The following is a 21,310-nucleotide window of genomic DNA, read 5'->3' on the forward strand; positions in this document are numbered from 1 at the left end:
GCTTAGTTATGAAAAACATAAGTACTTATCTCTTATTTAGGGAGCTAGTTTACGATGGTTGTGCTGGACTTGAAAATATCCCAGAGCCACTTAGTATGAAAGAAATATTTGATGAAATAGAAAAAAGATATGGGATCAACTTTGGGAATAATAAGAAAGAGTGGATTAATTGGTATTTAAATGTTTTTGATAAAGCTTCGGCTCAAGAGAAGGAGTCGATTGCTATGACAATAAAAATATTAGAAACTGAAAAAAAATATATTAGTAAAATTAATGATGAATAATAAAAATAAGTAATGCAGCAGGCTTTTTAAATAAAAGGAGCTTTCCGTTTTTATCATCAATTGAAATTACTATTAGCAAATAGCCTCGATGAAATGTTTTGTGCGTGATCGAGGTTTTCTTAAAGCGCAAAAGATCGGATAACCACCATTTAAAGCGCACTAATTTGGTGCGCAACTTATAATCTATTGATTTTAAATCATTTATGAGAAGCGGCTGTCCCATTTTTTGCCCTTTGTTAGGTATTAGTGATAATGGTGTAGCATTTAATAATTGCTATAATGACTGCAAAAAAGATGAATGTGAGTAATGATAAATGATAAAGACATAGCTAAAGAAGTAAATAATTTGATGCTTGAATACCAAAGTAAACTTTCTGAATCTGTTGCAATAGTGAGGGATAATTGCAATGAAAAAGAAGTATACGATTATCGCAAAGCCGTTGGGAATATATTGGGTAACATGATAACACAAGTTATGAACCCAATATATAAAGAACACCCCGATTTGAAACCTGAGAACAGGGCAAGATCATACTTTATTGAACTTATTGAGAAAATAAAGATCAGATCGGTATCGAATATAACGAGATACCGACATGACATTAATCGAGCATTTTTCACAAATTGAAGACCCGCGAAGCCATATCAATGTAAAACATGACCTGTTGGATGTACTATTTCTCTGCGTCAGTGCCGTATTATCAGGCGCCGAGGGATGGAAAGATATTAAAGAGTTTGGGGATGAGAAGCTCGAATGGTTAAGGCAATATCGACCATTTAAAAATGACATTCCAGTTGATGATACGATTGCCAGAATCGTAAGAGCGATCGAACCGGAAGCCTTTAATCAAGCTTTTATCAATTGGGTTTGTAGATTACTTTTTTACCATCATACTTTTTACTAAATTATACGTCATACAATTTACTAAAATTTGAGCAGTTTTACCGCGCTATTGTCGTACACTATTTTAGCTTTGCCAAACTATTGTCGTACGCTGTACCAAATTGTCATCGAACACTTTGTGGATAACTTTTTTAAAACAATTTTTGCATAAAAAAAGGGCTTTCGCCCTCGGTAAAAATTTGCTCTAATGCTCGCGTAGCGAGCATTATAAAGTGCCGTTGGAAGTTCTGATTAAGAGACTTGCTGCTTGATCAATTCCTCGTGCGATCGCCAATGCGGTTGCACGAGGACGTGATTAACATGAGTAATTGTCACCAACTTTTTTGTTTCTCTCGCCGCTTCGATAAGGCTGGCTAGACACAGGTTTCTACAGAGCCGTAAGTTGCCCTCACTTGAGCGAATAATTAAGGCCATTGCAGCTTCGTCGAAAGTGTTAACGCCTAGCTTGGCACTTTCCAATTCTTTGACGATATAGCGCTCCATATCTTCATCATTAAGCGGTTTAATGCTGGCAGAGTAGGTGATTCGGCTTTTAATGTCTTTGTTTGTGCTGAGTGATAGATAGTGTAATAGTTCCGGTTGACCCAGTAGCACCAGGTTATGATTTTTAGGAAAGCGTTCGAACAATAAACGCAATTTTCTTAGCACCGATAAATCGAGTAAGTGCGCTTCATCAATCAAAATGTATAAGGTTTTACGCTCTCTCACTTGCGCGAAGGCAGCTTGAATTAAGTCGCTTTCAATCTGTTTTTCGCTGGTTTCAATTTTAAAAGATTCAGCCAGTTGCCAGAGAATTTGCCGATAAGTATGCAGGGTGCGCGAGCAGGAGACAACGGTGCATTCGCGTTCATTGTTAAGACGCTCGATGTACTCTCGCAATACGGTTTTGCCGACCCCCGGCTCACCAAGGATTACCGAAAATCCGCCTTGCTGCGCGTGAATTTTAATAATGTCGGCAATGCGTTGTTGTTGTGGTAGTAGGTTAAGTTTTTCACGTTTGAACGGTGTTTGGCTAATGCCGAAGATAGCATTGATCATTGTGAAACTCCTTGACGCGGTTGCTTAGCGTTAAAGTAAAGGTTAAGTGGCAGGGCGTCGCCCATGCGTTGGTTTTGGTAGTAGAGTACGTAACGATTTTTGTGCGAGCGATCAAAACGCACTTGAATCGTTTTACCGCGTAAATCGACAGGGCATTCGAACTTTTGCGCATGGATTGAAAATATGTTGACCGAGCTGACCTTGCGCTCTTCTTCAACAAAAAAGACTTCGTCGGCATATTCATCATCAAGTAGGTAATGAATGCGTGCATGGTCAAGGTTGAACCTGTCCAGAGGCTTCATTTGTATGCCTTGGTGAGGTTGATTATTATAGTGGCTTTCTATCCAGTCTGTGGTTTTCTGGTTGAGTTCATCAAGCGAGTTAAACGAATGATTAACGACTAAAAAGCGATCACGAAACCCTCTAAAAAAGCGTTCGATTTTACCTTTGGCGGCCCCATCGCGAACGGGAGCGTGAGAGAGACGAATGTTGAGCCTGATGCAAGCCTGGAGTATTTCCTTCGACTTGTAATTGGAACCATTATCGAAGTAAAGTCGCTCTGGTTTACCGCGTTTAAACAAGGCGCTTTTAAAGGCTTCAATCATGTTTTCGGTGTTGTCGTGGTAGAAAAACTCGGCGTGAGTAATAAGACGACTGGCATCGTCGATAAAGGCGATCAGAAAGGTTTTTTTCCATTGACCATTGGCTTGCAAAATGGCCGGTCCGTGCATGGTATCGGCCTGCCACAGCTCATTGGCGTACTGCATAGCAAAAGCGACACGGAGCTTCTCCGCGGTCTCTTTGCTCAGCAGGTTATTATCGCGAATTAAGCGATAAAAAGTTGTAGGCGCTAGTTGTTGACGACAGAAATAATTGCGCTCCAGCAAGCAGCGATAGAGGGTGCTTTTGGGGATTTGACCGACCTTGTTTTGTCGTAGCGAGGGTAATACCTCGTTAATCGCTTCAGCAAGTTGTGATAAAGAGACTTTACGCTGAGTGTTTTTGTCGGCGCGAACTTTTCGCTCAAGCGTGGTTACACCATTTTTTTTATAACGGTACAACCAGGTACTAATCGTACGCCAGGTAAAGCGATAGTGCTTGCCTGAAGTTTGCTCAAAAAAGGTTTGTGAACTAACGGCCTGGACACGTTGACGAATGCTATTGCCGGGTGCGTAGTCAACCGCGGCCAGCACTTTAAGGCGGATCTCAAGTGGTGGTCTTTTAGAATATTCAGACATAGAAATATCTCCGGTAAAAAATGGAGCGAGGAGACTAAAGTAAGCAACGAAGCGATTCGAGTGACAAAGTTTGTGGCAGTGTTGATTGACTCGCTTGAAGTCGATCAAGGCGGCAAATAAACGCGCATAAAAAGGTAAACCAATAAAACTGATTAGGCTAACAATGACATTTGTAAACGACTTTGGATGCGTTGCAAATGGGGTTGAGATGCAAACAACGCTTGAAGCGTGGGTAGTAATAACGCAAGCCGTCGACTGTTAAAGGGCGAGCAAGGTTGACAGGTTCTTTGCAGCAAGCTCCGTATGTTCGCCAACTTTGACATAAGCGAGTTAAGCCAGCGCCAAGCCTGACGAGGCTCCGTTCGATGGTGGCCCACAGCGCCATGCCATGCCTTAGATATAGGCAGACCGTCAAACAACGCGATAACAAAAGCTAGCAGAGTTTGCAGCGGATAATGCTTGTGAGGAAGTACGACGTCGAGATAAAGCTGCCGTGTGCGACCACAGCCCAAGTGGCTACCTCGATTACTACATAAAATACGCTTACCAACAATCGCTCGAAACTGATAATTCAGTTGTTTATAAACGTAACCGTGCGAAACCCACTCACAATTTTTAAGGCAAAACTGACAGGCATTACTCTGTGGAATAGATTTTAGACGATGAGAGAAAGACTCAAGCTCAAAAAGTGAAGAAAAAAACACCTGCATAAAAATTAACCGATTGTAAAAAAGTCAAAATTCTACAGAGAAATTTAATTTACCGAATTAGCGTTATAACGAAAAATTAGAGGACGACGGTAAATTGGTAAAAAAACGATGGATTGTTCGACGGTAATCTGGGAAATTACACAATAGAGGAAAAAGAAAGCATTAAGTGGCTGCAGAATATGGAAGCGTCGGTTGAGTTAGCGGGTTCAACGCCTTCAAAAATGATCCATATAGGTGACAGAGAAAATGATATCTATGAATATTATTGTCGATGCCGAGAGCTAGACACTTTCTTTATCTCCCGAGTCTGCGTTAATCGTTTAGCCGACGAAAGTACACTTGTTGAAGAGATCGGCAGCCAAAAGGTCTATGCAAAACAAGCCATTGAATTTGTCGACAAAAATGGAAAGTTAGTTTCAACCACACTAGCTCTCAGAGTTAAGGCCGTCGAGTTACACCCACCTATCGGAAAAGAGGCTCACTATCCTGATATAAGAGTCACGTTTATTTCCGCGATTGAAACAGATACCCCAGAAGATAGAGAACCAATTCGTTGGAGTTTTATTACAAACTTACCGGTTAAATCGAAAAAGGATATCAAACAAGTCCTTGATTGGTATAAACAGCGCTGGAAAATAGAAACTTACTTTAAAGTCATTAAATCTGGTTTTAAAGTTGAAGAGTCAAAGTTACGAACAGCTGATAGATTATCTCGACTAATATCGATGTGTTGCATTTTAGCTTGGAGGATTCACTGGCTGACCTTTTTAAATAGAGAAACAGAAAGGATTAATCCCGAAGTCGCATTTGATGAAATAGAGCTCAAGATTATGAAATCATATTTTTCAACGCAATCATTAAATACGTTGCAAGATTTTACTGCTCAATTGGCCGTATTGGGAGGCTACCTCAATCGTAAAAATGACCCACCGCCTGGAAACACTATTATTTGGCGAGGGCTCATTCAATTACATGAATTAAAGAGAGGTTTTTTATTGGCCAATATTTGTGGGTAATTGAATGCTACACATGGCGGATACATATGAAAATAAATTTGTAAGCTATTTTTTATTTCCTATCGGTACTTATCTTTTAGCTATGATGGCCGCTAGTTTATGGTTTCATGAAGTGCTTTTTAAGGCAAGTGTTAGTATGATCATTTTATTTGCACTTAGCTATAAACATGGTTTTAAAAATTATGCTTGGATGAAGCATAAGAAGTATTTTTATATAGTATACTTAGCGCCATCTTTAATTGCTTTTTTTGGTTTGTGTCTAGGGTTATTAAAATTTTATTCGAATAATTGAGTGAGGGTAACACTGGCTTTTAACTTTTAAAAATCAGCTTGATTCCGCGGTGAGTAAGAGACAGCTCTGGCTTTTAAGCCTTGCTCTGATGAGCAAGGTTTTGAGTGTTTAAAGTTTGGTAATGACTTCTCTCCAATGTCTATTAAGCGGCAAAGTCACCGACCCTAATATGGGGTGGCGTGGCTATTATTTAAATTTCTAGCAAAGTAATTTAAATATTATATTCTAGTTTGAGAATAAAAAAACTAAGCGATTATTCAAGCTGCTATCGTCTTGACGTCCGTAACGAATAATTAAATCATGTTTTCCATCTTGATTAAGATCATGGGCTTCTACTAAGTTACCATCTTTGGGTAATTGAATTTTGTATTTTTTAGATCGCCTTTTAAACATTCTTTTTTTATTTGTACCATAATTAATTCTAAGCTTTTTCTCTCCATCAGAGTAAAGCAAGTCTTTTAAACCATCACCATTGAAGTCGGCAATTTTTACAACCGGAGCACCACTTTTTCCTGATGAAAGGCTAAAGTTGAGATCAACTTCTTTACTAACTTCCGGATCTTCAAGGTATTTATCTTGCTGATTCATTTTAAAAATATAAACATCCTGATCAATACTTCCTGATAATAGTGCTCCAATTATTTGTGAAACACCAATATCAAGGCTTGATAGCATAATTTCAGAACGATTGTCGCCATCGATGTCAATGGTTTTTATTCCAACGGTGGTTCCTTCAACTATAATCACACTATCAGGAGTTGAAGAAAAACTGAGTTGTTCATTATTGTTATAACCAAGATAAACTTCATAGTTGTTTTGTCTATCTAAAACGCCTTCGCTTTGACTAAAACGGACTAAAAGATCAGCAATACCATCATTATTGATGTCCTTTATTTGACTCATACTACGATGAGACAAGTTATGCTGATCTATCGATTGTCCATCCGACTCTACTATTTCCCACCATTCTTTTTCTTTTACATCAATAGGTAAGTTAAGACTAATACTTGTTAAATTAAATAATTTATTCTTATTTTGTGGATAGTAGATTAATCCAGCATCTTTAACCATAACAATATCTTGCTTTTGATCGAAGTTGATATCTGCAAAATAGAAGTTGTTCTCTGTATAGTTAGCTGAGTCTTCTCTAGTTCTTATTTTGGCTGGAACTGAAAGTTGTTGATGTATAAAATCACCTTCACTGGTTTGAATATAAAGATGAGTTGATTTGAAGTCGGGAATAATAAGATCGCCTAACTTATCATTGTTAATATCAATTACCATTTTGCGTTTCGCTAAAAATTGAGCTTTAGGTTCAAGATAGATTGAGTTGATATTGAGTAATTTTTTAAACTGGTTATTTTTAACTTCGTATGTAAATAGTTCATTTTCTGCTTGAAAAATAATTTTTTGATCGTTTTTTGTTGTTAAAATGTCGAAAGCGAGAAAATTAGGAGGGATTATTATCTGGTTGTATAGGTTGTATTGCTTTGTTTTAACATCAAATTGATAGATTGCTAAAATTTTATTTTTCTTTTGGTCTTCTCCAAAAATAATCAGTTGATCACTCTGGTTTGTGAGTAATTGAGCGGGTATGACCGGATGCGTGATTTTAAATGCTGTTTCCAGCTGTTGCATTTCAAAATCGATTTTAGCGGCATTAGATACACAACTAAAAACTGTTAATAATATCCCAACCCAGTATTTTAACATTCTAATTTTTTCCTATTCTTAAAGGATATGTTTTTTTGTTTTATATTCGACTAATGATTTTGCTTGTGGTTCATTGCAAATAAGCTAAAGAGTCATATAAATTAAATTCTACTGCAATAACAAGAATATTATAAATGCCTATTTAAGTAAAAAGATTTAATTTTAAGGGGCTTTATAGCTAGTATTAGTGTTCTCTTATAGAAGGCCTAAATATTGATTAATGATGAGATAAACTTTGATAAGATTAAACCTCTTGGGTATATTCCTTATTAATGTGTATTTTAACTATTTCATTGTTGCTAAATAAATATCAGCTTGGCGGTTATCTGTTTTCGTAAAAATTAACTGAGAGTGTTCTGGGTTGACGCTAATCGTTAGCCCTATTGCACTTGGGAGTTCTGAGGTGACTTTTTGTTCTTCTCCTGTGATTAGATGGCGTTGCCAAATTCCTTTTTCTTTATCGAGTTTAGGATAATAGAGGTAGTCACCTTGTACAGTCCAATGTTCATCAAATTGGTAACTAAAATCAGTTAGTATTGTCTGTCTATTTTTACCATTAAAATCCATTGAGTAAAGCCCGTTTTGCTTGGGCAGTGAATAAACTAAACTATCAAAATTACTAACTTGAATACGACTAACACTATTTTCTGTCAGTTTTTTAACGATTCCATTAGGCTCCAGCTTTAACACTTTTGAGAGTTTGGATTGATCTTTCGTAATAGCAAATATGTCACCGTATTTAGAATAAACACACCCAAAATGAGGTTGCAAAATAGTAGAGATAATTTGATATTGTTGGGTAGTCGGATCAATCTGGTAACAACGATACCCGTCGGCACCCTTACTGCTGACTATCAATTTTTTCCCATCGTGGGACCACTGCGGCATAATCATATCTAGCTCAGGTAAACTTATTAGTTTTGTTTGCTTTTTAGTCTCTAAAGAATAAAGCCAAACAGCTGATTTACCTTGTCGATTGCTGCTAAATGCAATCTGCTTTCCGCTGGGAGAAAATGCTGGAAAATTATTATATTTTATTGACTCAATAATTCGAGTTGGTTTGCTGCTTTTATCGTTAACATCAACACGCCAAATATTGGCATTATATCTTATTTCTTGAAATGCTAGTCGTGTATTATCTTTATTAAGCGTTGGAAATTGAGCATCTCTACCACCTAATAGTTGTTGCTCATGATTATTAATATTAACCAACCAAAGGTTTCTATCGCCTAGCTGGTTACTGTCAAATAGTAGGTGTTTATTATCATTTAGCCAATTGAAATGAGTAATGAAACCTTTGCCTCTAGTGACGGCTATTACTTTTTCTGGTATTTCTATGTTGACAATATGTATGTTTCGAGTTGACTCAGTACCACGAGTAAACCCTAAATATTTCCCATCTGGGGAGTATTGAGGGTTGGTGTCAAAAACACCTAAAGTGCTTGGTTGAGTTATTTGAATAGGTTTTTTGCTGGCAAAATGATAGGTCCAAATTGCTGCGTTTTTGGTGTTTTTGCCTTGTGCCACATAAGCGATTTGTTCACCATTGGGTGACCAATCAAAGATGTTCGATAAGTTGGGTACAAAACATTGACCTACATCTTCTCGCACTAAACTCGGAAGTTGGTATTTAAAAATAGTACATTTTGTTTGGTCTCGTGCAGCAACTAGCAGTGATTTATCATCTGGAGAAAATGCGGCGGACGATAAGTGATAGTGAGGATCCTTAAGTTCATGTAAGTGTTTTCCATCAATATCAATAATTCGAACGATAAGGCGCTTGTCATCGACTAATGAAAATGCAACTGAGTTGCCACTAGTTGATAAGACAGGTTGGTGTTCAAGCTTTTTATCTGCCGTGAGACGCTTGGCATTGGTTAGCGCATCTTTATATTTTGAAGATTGAATGTTGGCTGTAAATGGATAACTTAAATAGAGAATGCTTGAAGCGACTAAAATCAATACAGCTAAACTTAAACTATAGGTGAGTTTTTTACCTTGATTAGCTGACAGTGGGTGTATAAATCGATATCCCTTTTTAGGGACAGTTTCAATGTAAATAGGAGAGTTTCGGTTATCACCCAGTGTTGACCTTAATTCAGCAATGCACCGGGAAAGTGCGTCTTCATTAACCGACTTTTCTTGCCATAATATCTCGATTAACTCGTTTCGAGATATTAACGTGTTGACATTAGCAACAAAAACGGACAGTAGTTTAGATAGTCTAGGTTGCAATCTAACACTGTTGGTTTTTGAACATAGTTGTCCGTCAGTTGGATCAAATTGCCAATCACCGAACTGACAAGGTTTGTTTAATGCTGGAGACACCTTTGCTTTCATTGTATTTATTATACTGTAAAACAACGAGTTAGCGTAATTATATTGGTAAAAGGAGGTTTTGTGGATCTAAAAAAGAAGTAATTCGGAGGCCTATTTTCCTTGTTTGGCTTATCGTGTTTTCAAAAGGTCATGAATTTCATGACGGAGACTACCAGTGATAGTGAGGAAAATAAAATGATAAAACTAAAAAGGGTTATAACAATATTTCTATGCGTACAGAGTATTTTTTTTATACTACCCACTCTGTCGGCGGTGCCTAATTTAGGAGATGCCAATTGTGCTTCTCTATTATTAGTCAGTAGTTGGACGAGAAATAACGTTAAAATCTATGACGGTTGTAGTGGTGAGTTTATTCGAGACTTGGATAGCCAAAACCTAATTGATGGGCCGTTGCGAATACTTCAAGCACCTGATAAAGATTTACTTGTGGTGAGTGAAAAAAATAGTCGATTAATAAAGTTTGATTTGCAGACACTATCAACTGGAACCGTTGTCATGGGAGATGACCCAACGACCAGCGAAGTTGAAAATAATTTTATTACTAACCCAGTGGGCGCGGTCATTGATGATGATGGCACTATGTATGCGGCCAGTTATACACTTAATTCAGTTGTTAAAATTAACACTGAAACTTGGGCAATTATTGATGAAATGCTTGAAGCTAATAACCCACATATCAAAGGGATTGATGCCGGTATGATGATTCATGAAGATGGCCACTTATATATACCCGGATATGATAGCGATAATATCATCAAGTTGAACTTGGCAAATAAAGCTGTTACTGAGGTTGTTGCTCCTGGGACTGGAGGGTTAAATGCGCCGCGAACCATTTTGTTTCGTGAGCAAGAAATCGTTGTGACTGCAGAAAGAAGCAATGCAATTATGGTATTTGATATTAACTCTGGCGTATTTAAACAGACATTGGTTCAAATAGCGGGCCCTACAGGGTTAATGCAAGATGGTGCTGATCATTTTTTAGTGAATACATCTGATGCAGTATTCAGAGTGACTAATGATGCCAGCTCATTTGAAAAAGTAGTGCAAAATGGTGCTGGGAATTTAGCTGGTGGAACCTTTGTTTATCGGTTAAAGAAAACTGGATTAGATACCGATAATGATGGTTTAACAAACGAAGATGAAGTTAATGTGCATGGTACTGATCCAGAGAATCCTGATACTGACGGAGATAATCTGACTGATGGTGATGAAGTTAACACATATGGAACCAATCCATTGTTAAAAGATACTGATACCGATGGTATTCCAGATGATTATGAAGTCGCAAATTCATTAAAACCATTAGAGAATGATGCGTCAGGTGATTTAGATAAAGATGGGTTAACCAATCTTGAGGAGTATCAAGCTGGAACTTTAGCTAATAACGATGATACCGATGGTGATGGAGAAAAAGATGGAGAAGATAGTAACCCATTAATTCCTAATACAGCTCCTGCTATTTCAGGCGTTCCTGAAACTAGCTTATTGCAAAATGACAACTATCAATTTATACCAACAATTACTTATGCAGGTGATATATCAACAGTGTCATTTAGTATTCAGAATAAACCCGATTGGACGGCATTTAATGGAGCAACTGGTGAGTTGAGTGGTATTCCTAACAACAGCCATGTAGGGGTTAGTCAAGATATTACTATTATTGCGACTAATGGTTACCATAACGTAGATCTGCCAAGCTTTAGTATAGAGGTTGTTAATATTAATGATGCACCTACAATGGTAGATAATATACCCGCTCAAAACTTGATTGTAGGAGAAAATTTTTCTCTAGATATTAGTGCTTATTTTAATGATATTGATATTGACGATAGATTAGTTTTTTCTGCCGAAGGGTTACCAAATGGTCTTGAAATAAGTCAAGAAGGTGTTATTAGTGGTGTTCCTTCGATGGTTGAGACGACATCTGTTACAACGACTGCGACAGATAAAGAAGGCGTTTTTGTTAGTGGAATGCTGAGTATCAAAGTGAATAAAAAAATAGAAGAAAAGAGTGGTAGCGGTAATTTTGCCTGGTTATTATTTTTATTATCAACTTTGATATTGATAAAATATCATTATCAAAAATAATGGTTTATGCATAAAAACTCTTGTATTGGTTTGATATTATGATTCAAAACTTTATTGTTGAATCATAATATCAGAAAAATAATTGATGCATTAATATATCGCTTATGCATCAATGTAAAGCATTGTATTCATCATCTATACTATTCCCATTGAGCAATAGTATTGCTAATAGCTAAATATTTTTGCCTGATTTCTTCTCGTTTCATCTGAAATAATAAGTAGGAAGCGATAAATAATATTCCTGTTACTAAGAATAAAATACCAACAGCAAACATAGTTTTTTCTGGCGGTTGGTGGATTATAATATTGGCAATCATACCGATAATATTAATGAATATAAAAGAACTGCCAAGATATAGAAAAATTCTGATCTGCAAACTGATCCCTAATAGTACAACAATAGCTGATATAATTGCTGCACTGGCCGGATACCAAACAGAAGATTGAAAATCGAGAATATTATATCCGGCTGAAACTGTTAGTAATATAAGTCCACAAAATAATCTGATTTGTCGTACTTGGAAATCACTGAGATCTTCTTTAAACATTTGTGTTAATAATAAAGCACTGGCTATTGATGGTGTTAAATACACCACTAAGTTAGTTATATTATTGTCTATAAAGAATAAAAATAAACTCGTATTGGCAAATATAAACACTAATACTTTCATGCTCTGATGGGTACTGCGTGATAACCAATAAAATAAACCCGCCATAATTATTGAAGAAAGTTCACCATGCAATGACTGAACTCCTGTAAAGTTTAAATAAAGTAAATAGAGCCAACCAATTAAACTATATATAATTGATGATTTTATGAAGTGGCTTTTTAAATGTGGACTATTATCTCTTAATTTTTCTTTAATTCCGGCAACAACGACTGCAATTGAAATAAAAATGTAACCATCAATAGGGGTACCTAATTGTAATAATTTTAAGCTTTCTAATTTCCAGCGAACAAGAGCCATCGTTAGCCAAAGTATTAATTCTGTCACTAACATTAATTGGATGCGTTTGTTTTTTATTGAAACATACAAAATAGCTGAGGCACATAATAGTAAGGTGACGATAGTTTGGTTAACAATAAACCAGCTGTCTTCAAATAAAAATTGATTATTTAAGAAGTTAAATAGACAAATAAATAAGGTTGTTAATGAATAAAATATTAAGTACTTATCCTTATTAAGAGCCCACAAATGTAAAACTTTCCAACCTCTGGTTTGTATTAACTCGAGAAACTGTGTGTTGCTCATTGATAAAGTTAGTATTAAAGGTGCTGCTATGGTTAATAGTGCCCAATTAGTGAGTATCTCCAAACTTATTTGACTACTTAAACATGATATAATAATGATTGATAAAAGTGGCCAGAAGTAAGCTTCGTAGCGTCTTATTGTTGACGCTGGTCGATCAGGTAAAAGTCCCCAAGAAAACATAGGAAAAATAAATCCTATCAGTCCTAATGGGGTAAACATATTCGTTTGAAAAAATACTAAACCATAACAAATTAATACACCTATAAAACTCCAATTATTAATCCATTCACTTGTATTGTTATTGCGCTTAAGTATTAACATGCTTAGTAAAATTGCAGCAACAATAACCAATGCCACTATAGTGTTATAGCTTCCTAAGTGCGCTAATGAGCCAGATAACACTAAAAAAGCAATAATAAGAGCTGCTTCGAATAGCACTAATGAAATACTCCATCGACGATAAAAATAAACAGGGAGAGTAATAGTTAATAAAAATGTTGCTAGCAAACCAATATTGTTTACATTGATAAAACTTAAGTTTTTAAGTAGTGGAATACCGTTGTATGAAAAAAATGAGCCTTGCCAATATGACTCCAGTAAAAAAAACAAACTGAATTGTGTGAGTGTAAAAGTGATCACATAAATACTTTTAGGGTAATTCAGGTTTTGATGTTGAATCCCTATAAAATCAATGAAGCGTTGAAAAATTGGATTGGGAATAAAAATAAACGCAAGTAATAAGTGACTTATCAATGCCAAGAAGAACAATTCATTGAGAGGGAGTGCCTCGTTATTAATTAAAGTCGCTGATAATGTACCTGCAATAATAACAATTAGTGTTCCAACAGTAGCTATACCATCCCAGTGTAGCCATTTTTGAAATCGTATTAATGCCAAGCCAACAAGTAGAATGCCTGGTGCATTTTGATAATAGATACTCCAGTTAAAAGGGTTGCCTTCAAATAAAATCGCTTGTAGTGGTTGTTGTTGAATATATAAAAAAACAGCCAATAAAAATAATAAACCAGCAGCGGTTTTATCTGCTCTGATAGCTTGCTCTTTTTTGATTTCAATTCTATATAAAAAATAAAACCCTGGAATAATAATTAAATAAAGTACCGTGTTAGGATATGGAAAAAAATATAAACCCACAGCCCATGTCATCATAACAACAGCAATTCGATAACCTGCCTGATGTAAAGCACTTATTTGATTAATGCCAAACCGTAAGTAAAGAGTACTTAATGCAAGTATTACTGCGCTAAAAATGAAGCGATTTTCATGTTGTTCCTGAAGTTGGCTAGAAAGAGCAAAGTTTAAACTTGTTAATGTTAGAATGGCTAGTGTTAAAGTAACAGCTATTTGCTCAAATGAACGTTTCAAAATATTCATTATAAGACCTCCTGTGAGGTTTTTATTGTCGAGCTTGGTATGACTTTAGCTATTAGAGCTAGTGAAAGAATGGATATAATTAATGAGCCACAAATAAGATGTATATAGTTAAGTCCTAAACTCGATAAGTTAATATGCCAGTCAATGGCAATAAAAATATTGATGTAGGTAAATATTAACGCAATTGTGTAACTTAAAATTGACCATTGAAGAGTTTTGTATAAGTACAATGTCAGAGGCAGTAAGCTAAAAAGCCAATAGCTACTTATTGTGTCTACACCAAATCCAATAAAACTCATAAAATGGATAGTGATTGTTGTAATCACGCCTAAAGCGACAATGATTGCTATATTAGTTGTTGGGGTTGTATTGTGCTCGTTAATTCCCTGTACTTGCAATAGGCGAAATTTTGAAAAGTTATGCCAGATGAATTCTGTGATTGAAAAAATAAACGCACCTATTAGTGCCGCATAAATGTTATTCGGAATAAAGTTATAAGCTATCAAGCAGCAGGTTAACCATTTGGCAACTAAAATCGACCAGTGATGAAAAGCTCGATTAGTACAATGCAATACAATAATGCCTAAACAAAGTACCACTGCATCTAAGCTATAACCTAGATAGTAGTCAGCAATAAATAATGTGATTAAGGCTATGGCTAATATTGCTAACCAAGTTTGAATGGCTGGGTGATATATCTTGGATATAGAACCTGTTAACCACTCCATGAAATAAGCAGGAATAAATAATAAAGCACTTAAACCAATTAGGTACCAAGCTAATAATGAGCTAACTGGCTCAGCTGGCGAGTAAAAACTAAGTCCATAAAACAGACTCCATAATATGCTAATATGCAATAAATTAAGGTGACTAAATTTGACACTTTTGAGGCGAACAAATACCGTTTCAATATATAGCAAGCTCATTATTCCAAAAACGAAAAATTGCCATGTTTTAGCGTCAAATAAAATTAAATATCCGTAAGCCAGTATTCCTGCAATAATAAAAAGAGTCGAAATTAAAGTTTGAACTTGGACTATTGGATTAAATACGATTTGTAGTTCATTTGATAACTGAGAGCATTTTTGCATTAAGTGATGCCATGCAAGTAATAATGATATAGTAAAAATTGGTGTGTAACTATATGGGAAACTTAATATGATAGTGCATATCAATGTCAGTAATGGCAAGAATGAAAGTGTCGTTATCCAAGATTTTTGATAGCGTACAGAGAGCAATATTAGACTCAATACTTGAACTGCACAAGCTAAACTCAATTTTATATTTTCAATTGCTGGAGTAAATAATGAGATGGTTTTAACAAAACTCATTGCAATTAAAATCCATGAAAAATGCTCTAAAGGTAAACGAATATATTGTTGGCTATGCAGTAGAAAGTTTCTACTGAAAAAACGATCAGGCTTCTTGTTTGTTTCAAAAAATGACAGTTTTTGCAATCGAGGTGCGGCATAAATAAGCAATAAAGCGAATGCCGCTGAACCTAAACCACTCTTCGAAATAATATGTAACTCATGTTTTATCCAAAAGCCCGCTAATCCTATAAGTAATGCAGAGAGATACAAAGGAAATAATGATTGGGCTCTTTTTGCTGCTATAAAGTTAGCTAGTAATGTTAAAATTAATGCGCTAAACCAAATGGCGCTCCACTCAAGTTTGCTTGTAACGCTAATATAAACTAATAAAAGTGTTGATAATATGCTGAATATCCATAGCACAGACGTTCTATGAAGTTGAGCGGGAATGTCTGTAAATTTAGGTGATATAAATGCCCAGATAAGCGTTATTGTTGAAATGTAAATTGCCAAGTTCGATAGTGTGCCAGTCTCATAATAGTAAATAGGTAAAATTGATATTAATGTACCAATCGAAATATACCATAGCCCAACTTGAAAAAGTTTGCTGCAACGATAATAGTTAAAGCAGGCAATTATTAAGGTGGCTATTAAACTGATAATTCCTGGTATACCTGACAAATTATTTTCAAGACTAATTAAAACTAAACCTATTGGGATTAGAAAAGATAATAATTTGATTTCATGCTTGGCGAGTTTTGTTTCAAGTAACCAAATGCTTATCCCGCCTAATAAAATTAAAATAAATAGAAATATTTGATTTAATTCTAAATGGTACTGTAAAGCTGCGACATAAGCTAAACAATGAAAGGCTAAAACTTCAATAGGCCATTTCTTTTTATTAAATAAAATAGATAAACCGACCCAAAAAATAGCTGATAATATCAGAGTAACTAATAAATAAGTGGGTTCTGATAAGGCGAGCAAGTTTCCAAATACTGTTGTGGCACCTCCAATTATTAGTATCGATATTTTTTGAGAGTGGGGCTGGGAGCTATTTTCTAGTGATTTTTTAGTATTAATGTGTAGATATAACAAACAAATAGCGGTGAGTACCATAATTACTGCTACTGTGCCTATTTCTGGAAGCTGGACATAAAAAATATGGCTGGCTATTAATGAAATAAATAAATGAATACTAACGATAAGAAATAGAAACGATTGGTTTTCTTTATTGGGATTTCCTAATTGTGCCATTATTGTTTTAACTAAGAAAAAGAAAGCCATGTAGGTCATTAATGCCAGTCCTGGCTCTAAGTAGTCTATTTGCAGAGAACTTAAAACTGTAGGAATTATTAGAATCGAATGACTTAGTAGTAAATAGCTTCTAGGCGAATTGCCATAAGATGATTTTAACCAGGGTGAAATAAACCAAATAGCACCAGCATAAACTAATAACATAAAGCAAGCTATTAAAGTTAGCCCGGAGTCATAAATACTAACCGCCATTAATATATTAAAGGGAATGCTTAAAGTCGTTAAACCTGAAAAAAGTTGGACAGGCTTTTTATTTCTAGGTGTTAGGTTTTTGTTATTTTTAGATTCGTATTTTGATTTAAAGTGAGTGAAAAATTGGGCAATCCAAGCAAAACCAACGGTTAAACAGAGTAATGGAATTGCTCCTGCTGCAATACGGTAATATTCATTTTTATCCCAAACCATCATTGATAGAATTGGCCATGCTGCAACAATAAAACCAATGCCAATAAGACCTAACCAATTTTCAGATAAAAAGGGTTTTATGTATTGATTCCAATTACTATGTTCATTAATAATTGCATCATCTGGTTTAATTGGTTTTTTAGGTACATGAAGACTAGCATCTTTTGTAGCAAAGTCTTCTATTTCTTCTTGAGCTATATTTTTTTCAAACTCTTCTAGTCTTTTAGATGCAAGCGGCTTTGTTGTTTCTTCGTTGATAATTTGCTTTTCTTGTTTTGACTTTTCAATGACAACATCAGATAGCTTTTCTTGATCTTTAGTTGCTTGAAATAATGACTGGGCTATTAATAACCATCGGTTTTTATGATTTTCAGAAGTAGGGTTAACATGACTTAAGCTCGCTACTTGTAATGCATCGTATATAAGTCGATTTTGCTCAATTAGATGAATGAGCTGGTTATACTCTTGTTGTTCTGCTATTTGTCCTTCACGACTCCACTGCATAAGTCTTGTCGTGTTGTCTTCTATTTCTATTCCTGTGCGAACATAAAAAATTTCAAAAGACTGTTGCTCCTGAACTGTTTTAGAAAATAACTCTTGTGCTAGCAAGTAAAAATTAGGGCCTTGCCAGAGTAATATTAGTTCTGCTAACGGTATTTGAGGTCTAGGTGAAATCGTTTCATTTTTTAGTAAATTAAATAATGTCTTTTCCCCGTGATGCTGGTGTTCAGTAGAGATTAACCCTTGGTTAAATTGTTGCTTTATTTTTGTTTCATGATCGCGTAGAACACTGCGCACTAATTCTTCATCATGAATATAGTCGATAGCATTTTCATTTGTGATTAGATTAGATTGTAATAAGTGACGAACAATATTGTTTCTAAATTCTGGTAAGCCAACTAACTGCTTTTCTATTGATTGGTTTTCAAAAAAGTTACAAGCTTTAGTATGCAACGTGGAAAAATTGAGTTGCTCATTAGCTAATTCGTTTAATATTTGTTGATATTGGAGGTGTTTTTCTGACCAAGAAAAGGGCTTTATTGGAATTGGCGTGTTTAAATAAATAATTTGACTGGCGTCTATCTCTGTTAATTGATTGATATCGGCCACTGATGAAAATATTTGCTGTCTTAATTGTTCTAGCGCTTTAAATCGTTGTTTTCGAAATATTGGTTTTAAAGGCGTAAAATTAAATGTAGGATTTTTTAATTGAAATTGAGTAAATAAGTCTGGAAGAGTTTCTTCATTAACATCTTCGATTAAACTATAACTCAACAAATCTAGCGCGCGATTCATTGAATCAAAATCAGCTTTTGATAGCTGCCCTTGTTGGGCTATTTTAAATAACTGGTTTTTAAGCTGGATGATATCGACTAATTCTGTCTTTTCAGGTATTGCCATGTTATCTCCGTATTTTTGTTATTCGATATTACCTGATCAAATCAATTTTGACTTTTACATGGTATTTAAACCGTGATTCAAGGGAGTATTATTCCACTTTACACTAAAAAATATCAAATATGCTCACTTTAGTTGCTTTATATGAGCTAATAAGTATTAATTTTTATGTTATAAGCCTTATTAATGGAAGAGTACAACTTCTTGTTTTATAGAAGCGACTGCCGTTACTAGCATTCTCTGCTTTTTAAAATCAATACTATTAATATGCTTTAGAGTATCAATGATTTTGAAAAGCTTTTCTTTTGACTGCTTATTTAAATCATAAATCCAAATGGAGTTATCTAGTTCAGCTAACACTAATTTATTGGCTTTATAGAGAAACCTGTTAGATACGCTAATATCATTAATTCCCTCTATTGGTACTGTTTCATTATTAATGACTTGAAGAATCGTTTTCTTCGTGTCGGCAATATATAGTTGCCCAGATTCAGATATTTGTGCTCAGTTCACTCTTCCTTCATATATAGCTAAATCACTATCAATTGTCACAATAAAAGCCGTTATTTTTGCCGCTCTTTTCGTTGTCTGACTTGTCCATAGAGCGGCTATGCACTGCGCCAGACGCCTTAATAGTGACAAAAATCCCTGACTTTTCTCTATGCCAATTGATAGTGATTTAGCTATATAACTTGGCTTATTATAGGGGAGTAAGGCTATTATCAGAACAATAAAAAGATGGCTATTTGATAACCATTTGAGATTAATCGGTTTATTATAACCAATGCCTTTAGTCGGGGTGGCTGAAACCGATGTTTGCCAAGTGACGTCACTTACCAGACTATAGCCAACTTTCGGGTGAGTTTTGATAACATTTTGATTTGACGCTTTGCATCGTCACCTAATGCTTTACGTAGTTGGGTAATACGTCGTTGCAAAGTATTGGGTGCAACGGTTACATCTTTCCAGACGTTATCGAGTATTAGTTGATGAGTGACCACTTGTCCCTGTTTTCCACAAGTGTTAGCAGTACTTGAAGAACCTTAGGTTCCATTGAGACTATAGCGTCTTGTGTTACGATCTGCGAGCGACCCATATCAATTCTAAATTGACCAGCAAAAAACTCATTCATAGATAAAAATTTAGTTCCTAATTGAGGTCATTGCTTGATGAAGTGAATTTTAATAACTTAAAGAGAGTAAATTATACCGATAAAGGCGATTTTATCCATGCTAAATAATTGCCGCAATGCTACAGAAATCAAGGCATCGGCAATTCATCCGCTTTTTCTCAGTTGTGGGGGCTTGTTGTTTTAAAGAATAGTAGGACAATAAAGCTCAGTAAAAAACATTTTTCAGATATTTAATCATAAGAGGTAAATATGGCTAAAAGACTTAAACAATTCTTTTTGATTGGTTTGGTTGTTATTTCATTTAATTTATTGGCTAAAGAGAATTCCGATCCCCAAATCACTTTTTCTAAAGTTAATGAGCATTTTTGGGTGTTGCATGGTGGTAATGGATTAGGGGCTAATGTGGGGATGAGTGTTGGTAAGGATGGTATTTTATTGATTGATGCGATGAACATCAAAGTTGGTAAAAAGTTAATTAAAGCGATCCGTACTATATCTGATAAGCCTATTATGTATGTGATTAACACACACCAACATGCCGATCATCGTGGCGGTAATGAAGAGTTAGTTAAACTAGGTGCTACTGTTATTTATCCAAATTATTTAAAATACTTGTCTAGTACTTACACTCAATATGATGGTGTAGCAAGGGAAATACAGTTTCAAGATAAAATGACTCTTAAATTTAATAACGAAATTTTTAATCTTTTTCATGTAAAGTCACATACTTGGAATGATGTAATAGTACAAGCCAAAAATAATAACATTGTTTTTACTGGTGATAACCATGCTACGAACTGGGGTCCCAATATTGGGGTGAGAGGAAAGAGGAGTATAAGTGATGTGTTCGACTTAGTACTGTCACTGTCTGATAGTAAAACATTAGTTGTTCCTGGGCATACGGCATTAGCCGATAGAAAGCATGTGGTTGAGTATGTTAGTAAGCTAGAAGAGTGGACTACACATATTTTAAAATTATCAGCCAAAGGGGTATCGGTAAAACAAATTGCTGATACCGCTGAAATTAAGAGGTTGCTCGCATGGTTTCATGGGGGTAAGTATCCTAAATGGTTAACAGAAGAACGTCTTTTCGCCAGAATTGACTCAACTATTTTAATTGATGAGAAATCACCGCTTAATTTAACACCATCAGAACTTTCTTCATATGTCGGTTTTTATCAGCTAGATGATGGTAGCCAAGTGGAAATTTTTAGTTATCAAAGAGAGCTTTATGCTTTTAAAGATAAAACATTTACATCACTTTTATTATCGCGTTCAAAATCTCATTTTGATTTTGCTGGTTGGAATGAAAAAGAAAAGATCAATTTTGAATTTAAACCAGATGGTAAGGCTTCTAAATTGTTATTTAGTGTGAATGGTAAAGTTGAATTTTCTGCCACTCGAATTAATGACTAGTTAACACAATACTCATTATATTATTAAACATATAAACTATTGGCTAGCTTTTTGGGCTTTT

At 35.2% G+C, this 21,310-nt stretch carries 13 protein-coding genes and 1 pseudogene; 6 read left to right on the plus strand and 8 right to left on the minus strand.

Translation table 11 applies throughout. From position 1 onward, the window contains the following. Positions 1–8 precede the first annotated feature (8 nt). Positions 9–284, plus strand: a complete 276-nt coding sequence (locus ACT5E3_RS01700; RefSeq protein WP_444996596.1) for a hypothetical protein — start codon at positions 9–11, stop codon at positions 282–284. 596 nt (positions 285–880) lie between these two features. Beyond that, a pseudogene (locus ACT5E3_RS01705) lies at positions 881–1,153 on the plus strand (ISAs1 family transposase); the annotation flags it as partial. Positions 1,154–1,419: 266 nt separating this feature from the next. Here ACT5E3_RS01705 and ACT5E3_RS01710 read toward each other — a convergent pair. From ACT5E3_RS01710 to ACT5E3_RS01720, 3 genes are all read right to left on the minus strand, one after another. After that, on the minus strand, positions 1,420–2,226 hold the full coding sequence (locus ACT5E3_RS01710) for an ExeA family protein (RefSeq protein ID WP_444994433.1): 807 nt from the start codon (positions 2,224–2,226) through the stop codon (positions 1,420–1,422). Further along, positions 2,223–3,464 (minus strand): DDE-type integrase/transposase/recombinase, encoded by a 1,242-nt coding sequence (locus tag ACT5E3_RS01715; RefSeq protein ID WP_444994432.1) that lies wholly within the window; start codon positions 3,462–3,464, stop codon positions 2,223–2,225. Before ACT5E3_RS01715 ends, ACT5E3_RS01710 begins: the two co-directional genes overlap by 4 nt. A gap of 152 nt (positions 3,465–3,616) precedes the next feature. Continuing rightward, a complete protein-coding gene (locus ACT5E3_RS01720; RefSeq protein WP_444994431.1) occupies positions 3,617–4,174 on the minus strand; it encodes a hypothetical protein in 558 nt (185 codons plus the stop codon). 179 nt (positions 4,175–4,353) lie between these two features. On the opposite strand from ACT5E3_RS01720, the gene ACT5E3_RS01725 reads away from it, so the two are divergent. Continuing rightward, positions 4,354–5,190 carry an IS4 family transposase gene (locus ACT5E3_RS01725; RefSeq protein ID WP_444996597.1) on the plus strand — a complete coding sequence of 279 codons (837 nt, stop codon included), beginning with the start codon at positions 4,354–4,356 and terminating at the stop codon, positions 5,188–5,190. 4 nt (positions 5,191–5,194) lie between these two features. Beyond that, positions 5,195–5,482, plus strand: a complete 288-nt coding sequence (locus ACT5E3_RS01730) for a hypothetical protein (RefSeq protein WP_444996598.1) — start codon at positions 5,195–5,197, stop codon at positions 5,480–5,482. A gap of 225 nt (positions 5,483–5,707) precedes the next feature. On the opposite strand, the gene ACT5E3_RS01735 is transcribed toward ACT5E3_RS01730, so the two are convergent. After that, a complete protein-coding gene (locus tag ACT5E3_RS01735) occupies positions 5,708–7,195 on the minus strand; it encodes an FG-GAP repeat domain-containing protein (RefSeq protein WP_444996599.1) in 1,488 nt (495 codons plus the stop codon). Between the two features lie 285 nt (positions 7,196–7,480). Continuing rightward, on the minus strand, positions 7,481–9,535 hold the full coding sequence (locus tag ACT5E3_RS01740; protein ID WP_444996600.1) for a winged helix-turn-helix domain-containing protein: 2,055 nt from the start codon (positions 9,533–9,535) through the stop codon (positions 7,481–7,483). A gap of 174 nt (positions 9,536–9,709) precedes the next feature. On the opposite strand from ACT5E3_RS01740, the gene ACT5E3_RS01745 reads away from it, so the two are divergent. Next, entirely contained in the window at positions 9,710–11,623 is a 1,914-nt protein-coding gene (locus tag ACT5E3_RS01745; protein ID WP_444996601.1) for a putative Ig domain-containing protein, read from the plus strand. Between the two features lie 140 nt (positions 11,624–11,763). On the opposite strand, the gene ACT5E3_RS01750 is transcribed toward ACT5E3_RS01745, so the two are convergent. From ACT5E3_RS01750 to ACT5E3_RS01760, 3 genes are all read right to left on the minus strand, one after another. Next, a complete protein-coding gene (locus ACT5E3_RS01750) occupies positions 11,764–14,268 on the minus strand; it encodes a hypothetical protein (protein ID WP_444996602.1) in 2,505 nt (834 codons plus the stop codon). Beyond that, entirely contained in the window at positions 14,268–18,704 is a 4,437-nt protein-coding gene (locus tag ACT5E3_RS01755) for a hypothetical protein (RefSeq protein ID WP_444996603.1), read from the minus strand. Before ACT5E3_RS01755 ends, ACT5E3_RS01750 begins: the two co-directional genes overlap by 1 nt. 830 nt (positions 18,705–19,534) lie before the next feature. Further along, positions 19,535–19,702 (minus strand): winged helix-turn-helix domain-containing protein, encoded by a 168-nt coding sequence (locus tag ACT5E3_RS01760; RefSeq protein WP_444996604.1) that lies wholly within the window; start codon positions 19,700–19,702, stop codon positions 19,535–19,537. Between the two features lie 380 nt (positions 19,703–20,082). On the opposite strand from ACT5E3_RS01760, the gene ACT5E3_RS01765 reads away from it, so the two are divergent. Next, on the plus strand, positions 20,083–21,249 hold the full coding sequence (locus tag ACT5E3_RS01765) for an MBL fold metallo-hydrolase (RefSeq protein WP_444996605.1): 1,167 nt from the start codon (positions 20,083–20,085) through the stop codon (positions 21,247–21,249). Positions 21,250–21,310 lie beyond the last annotated feature (61 nt).

The organism is Aliikangiella litoralis (genome assembly GCF_052495765.1).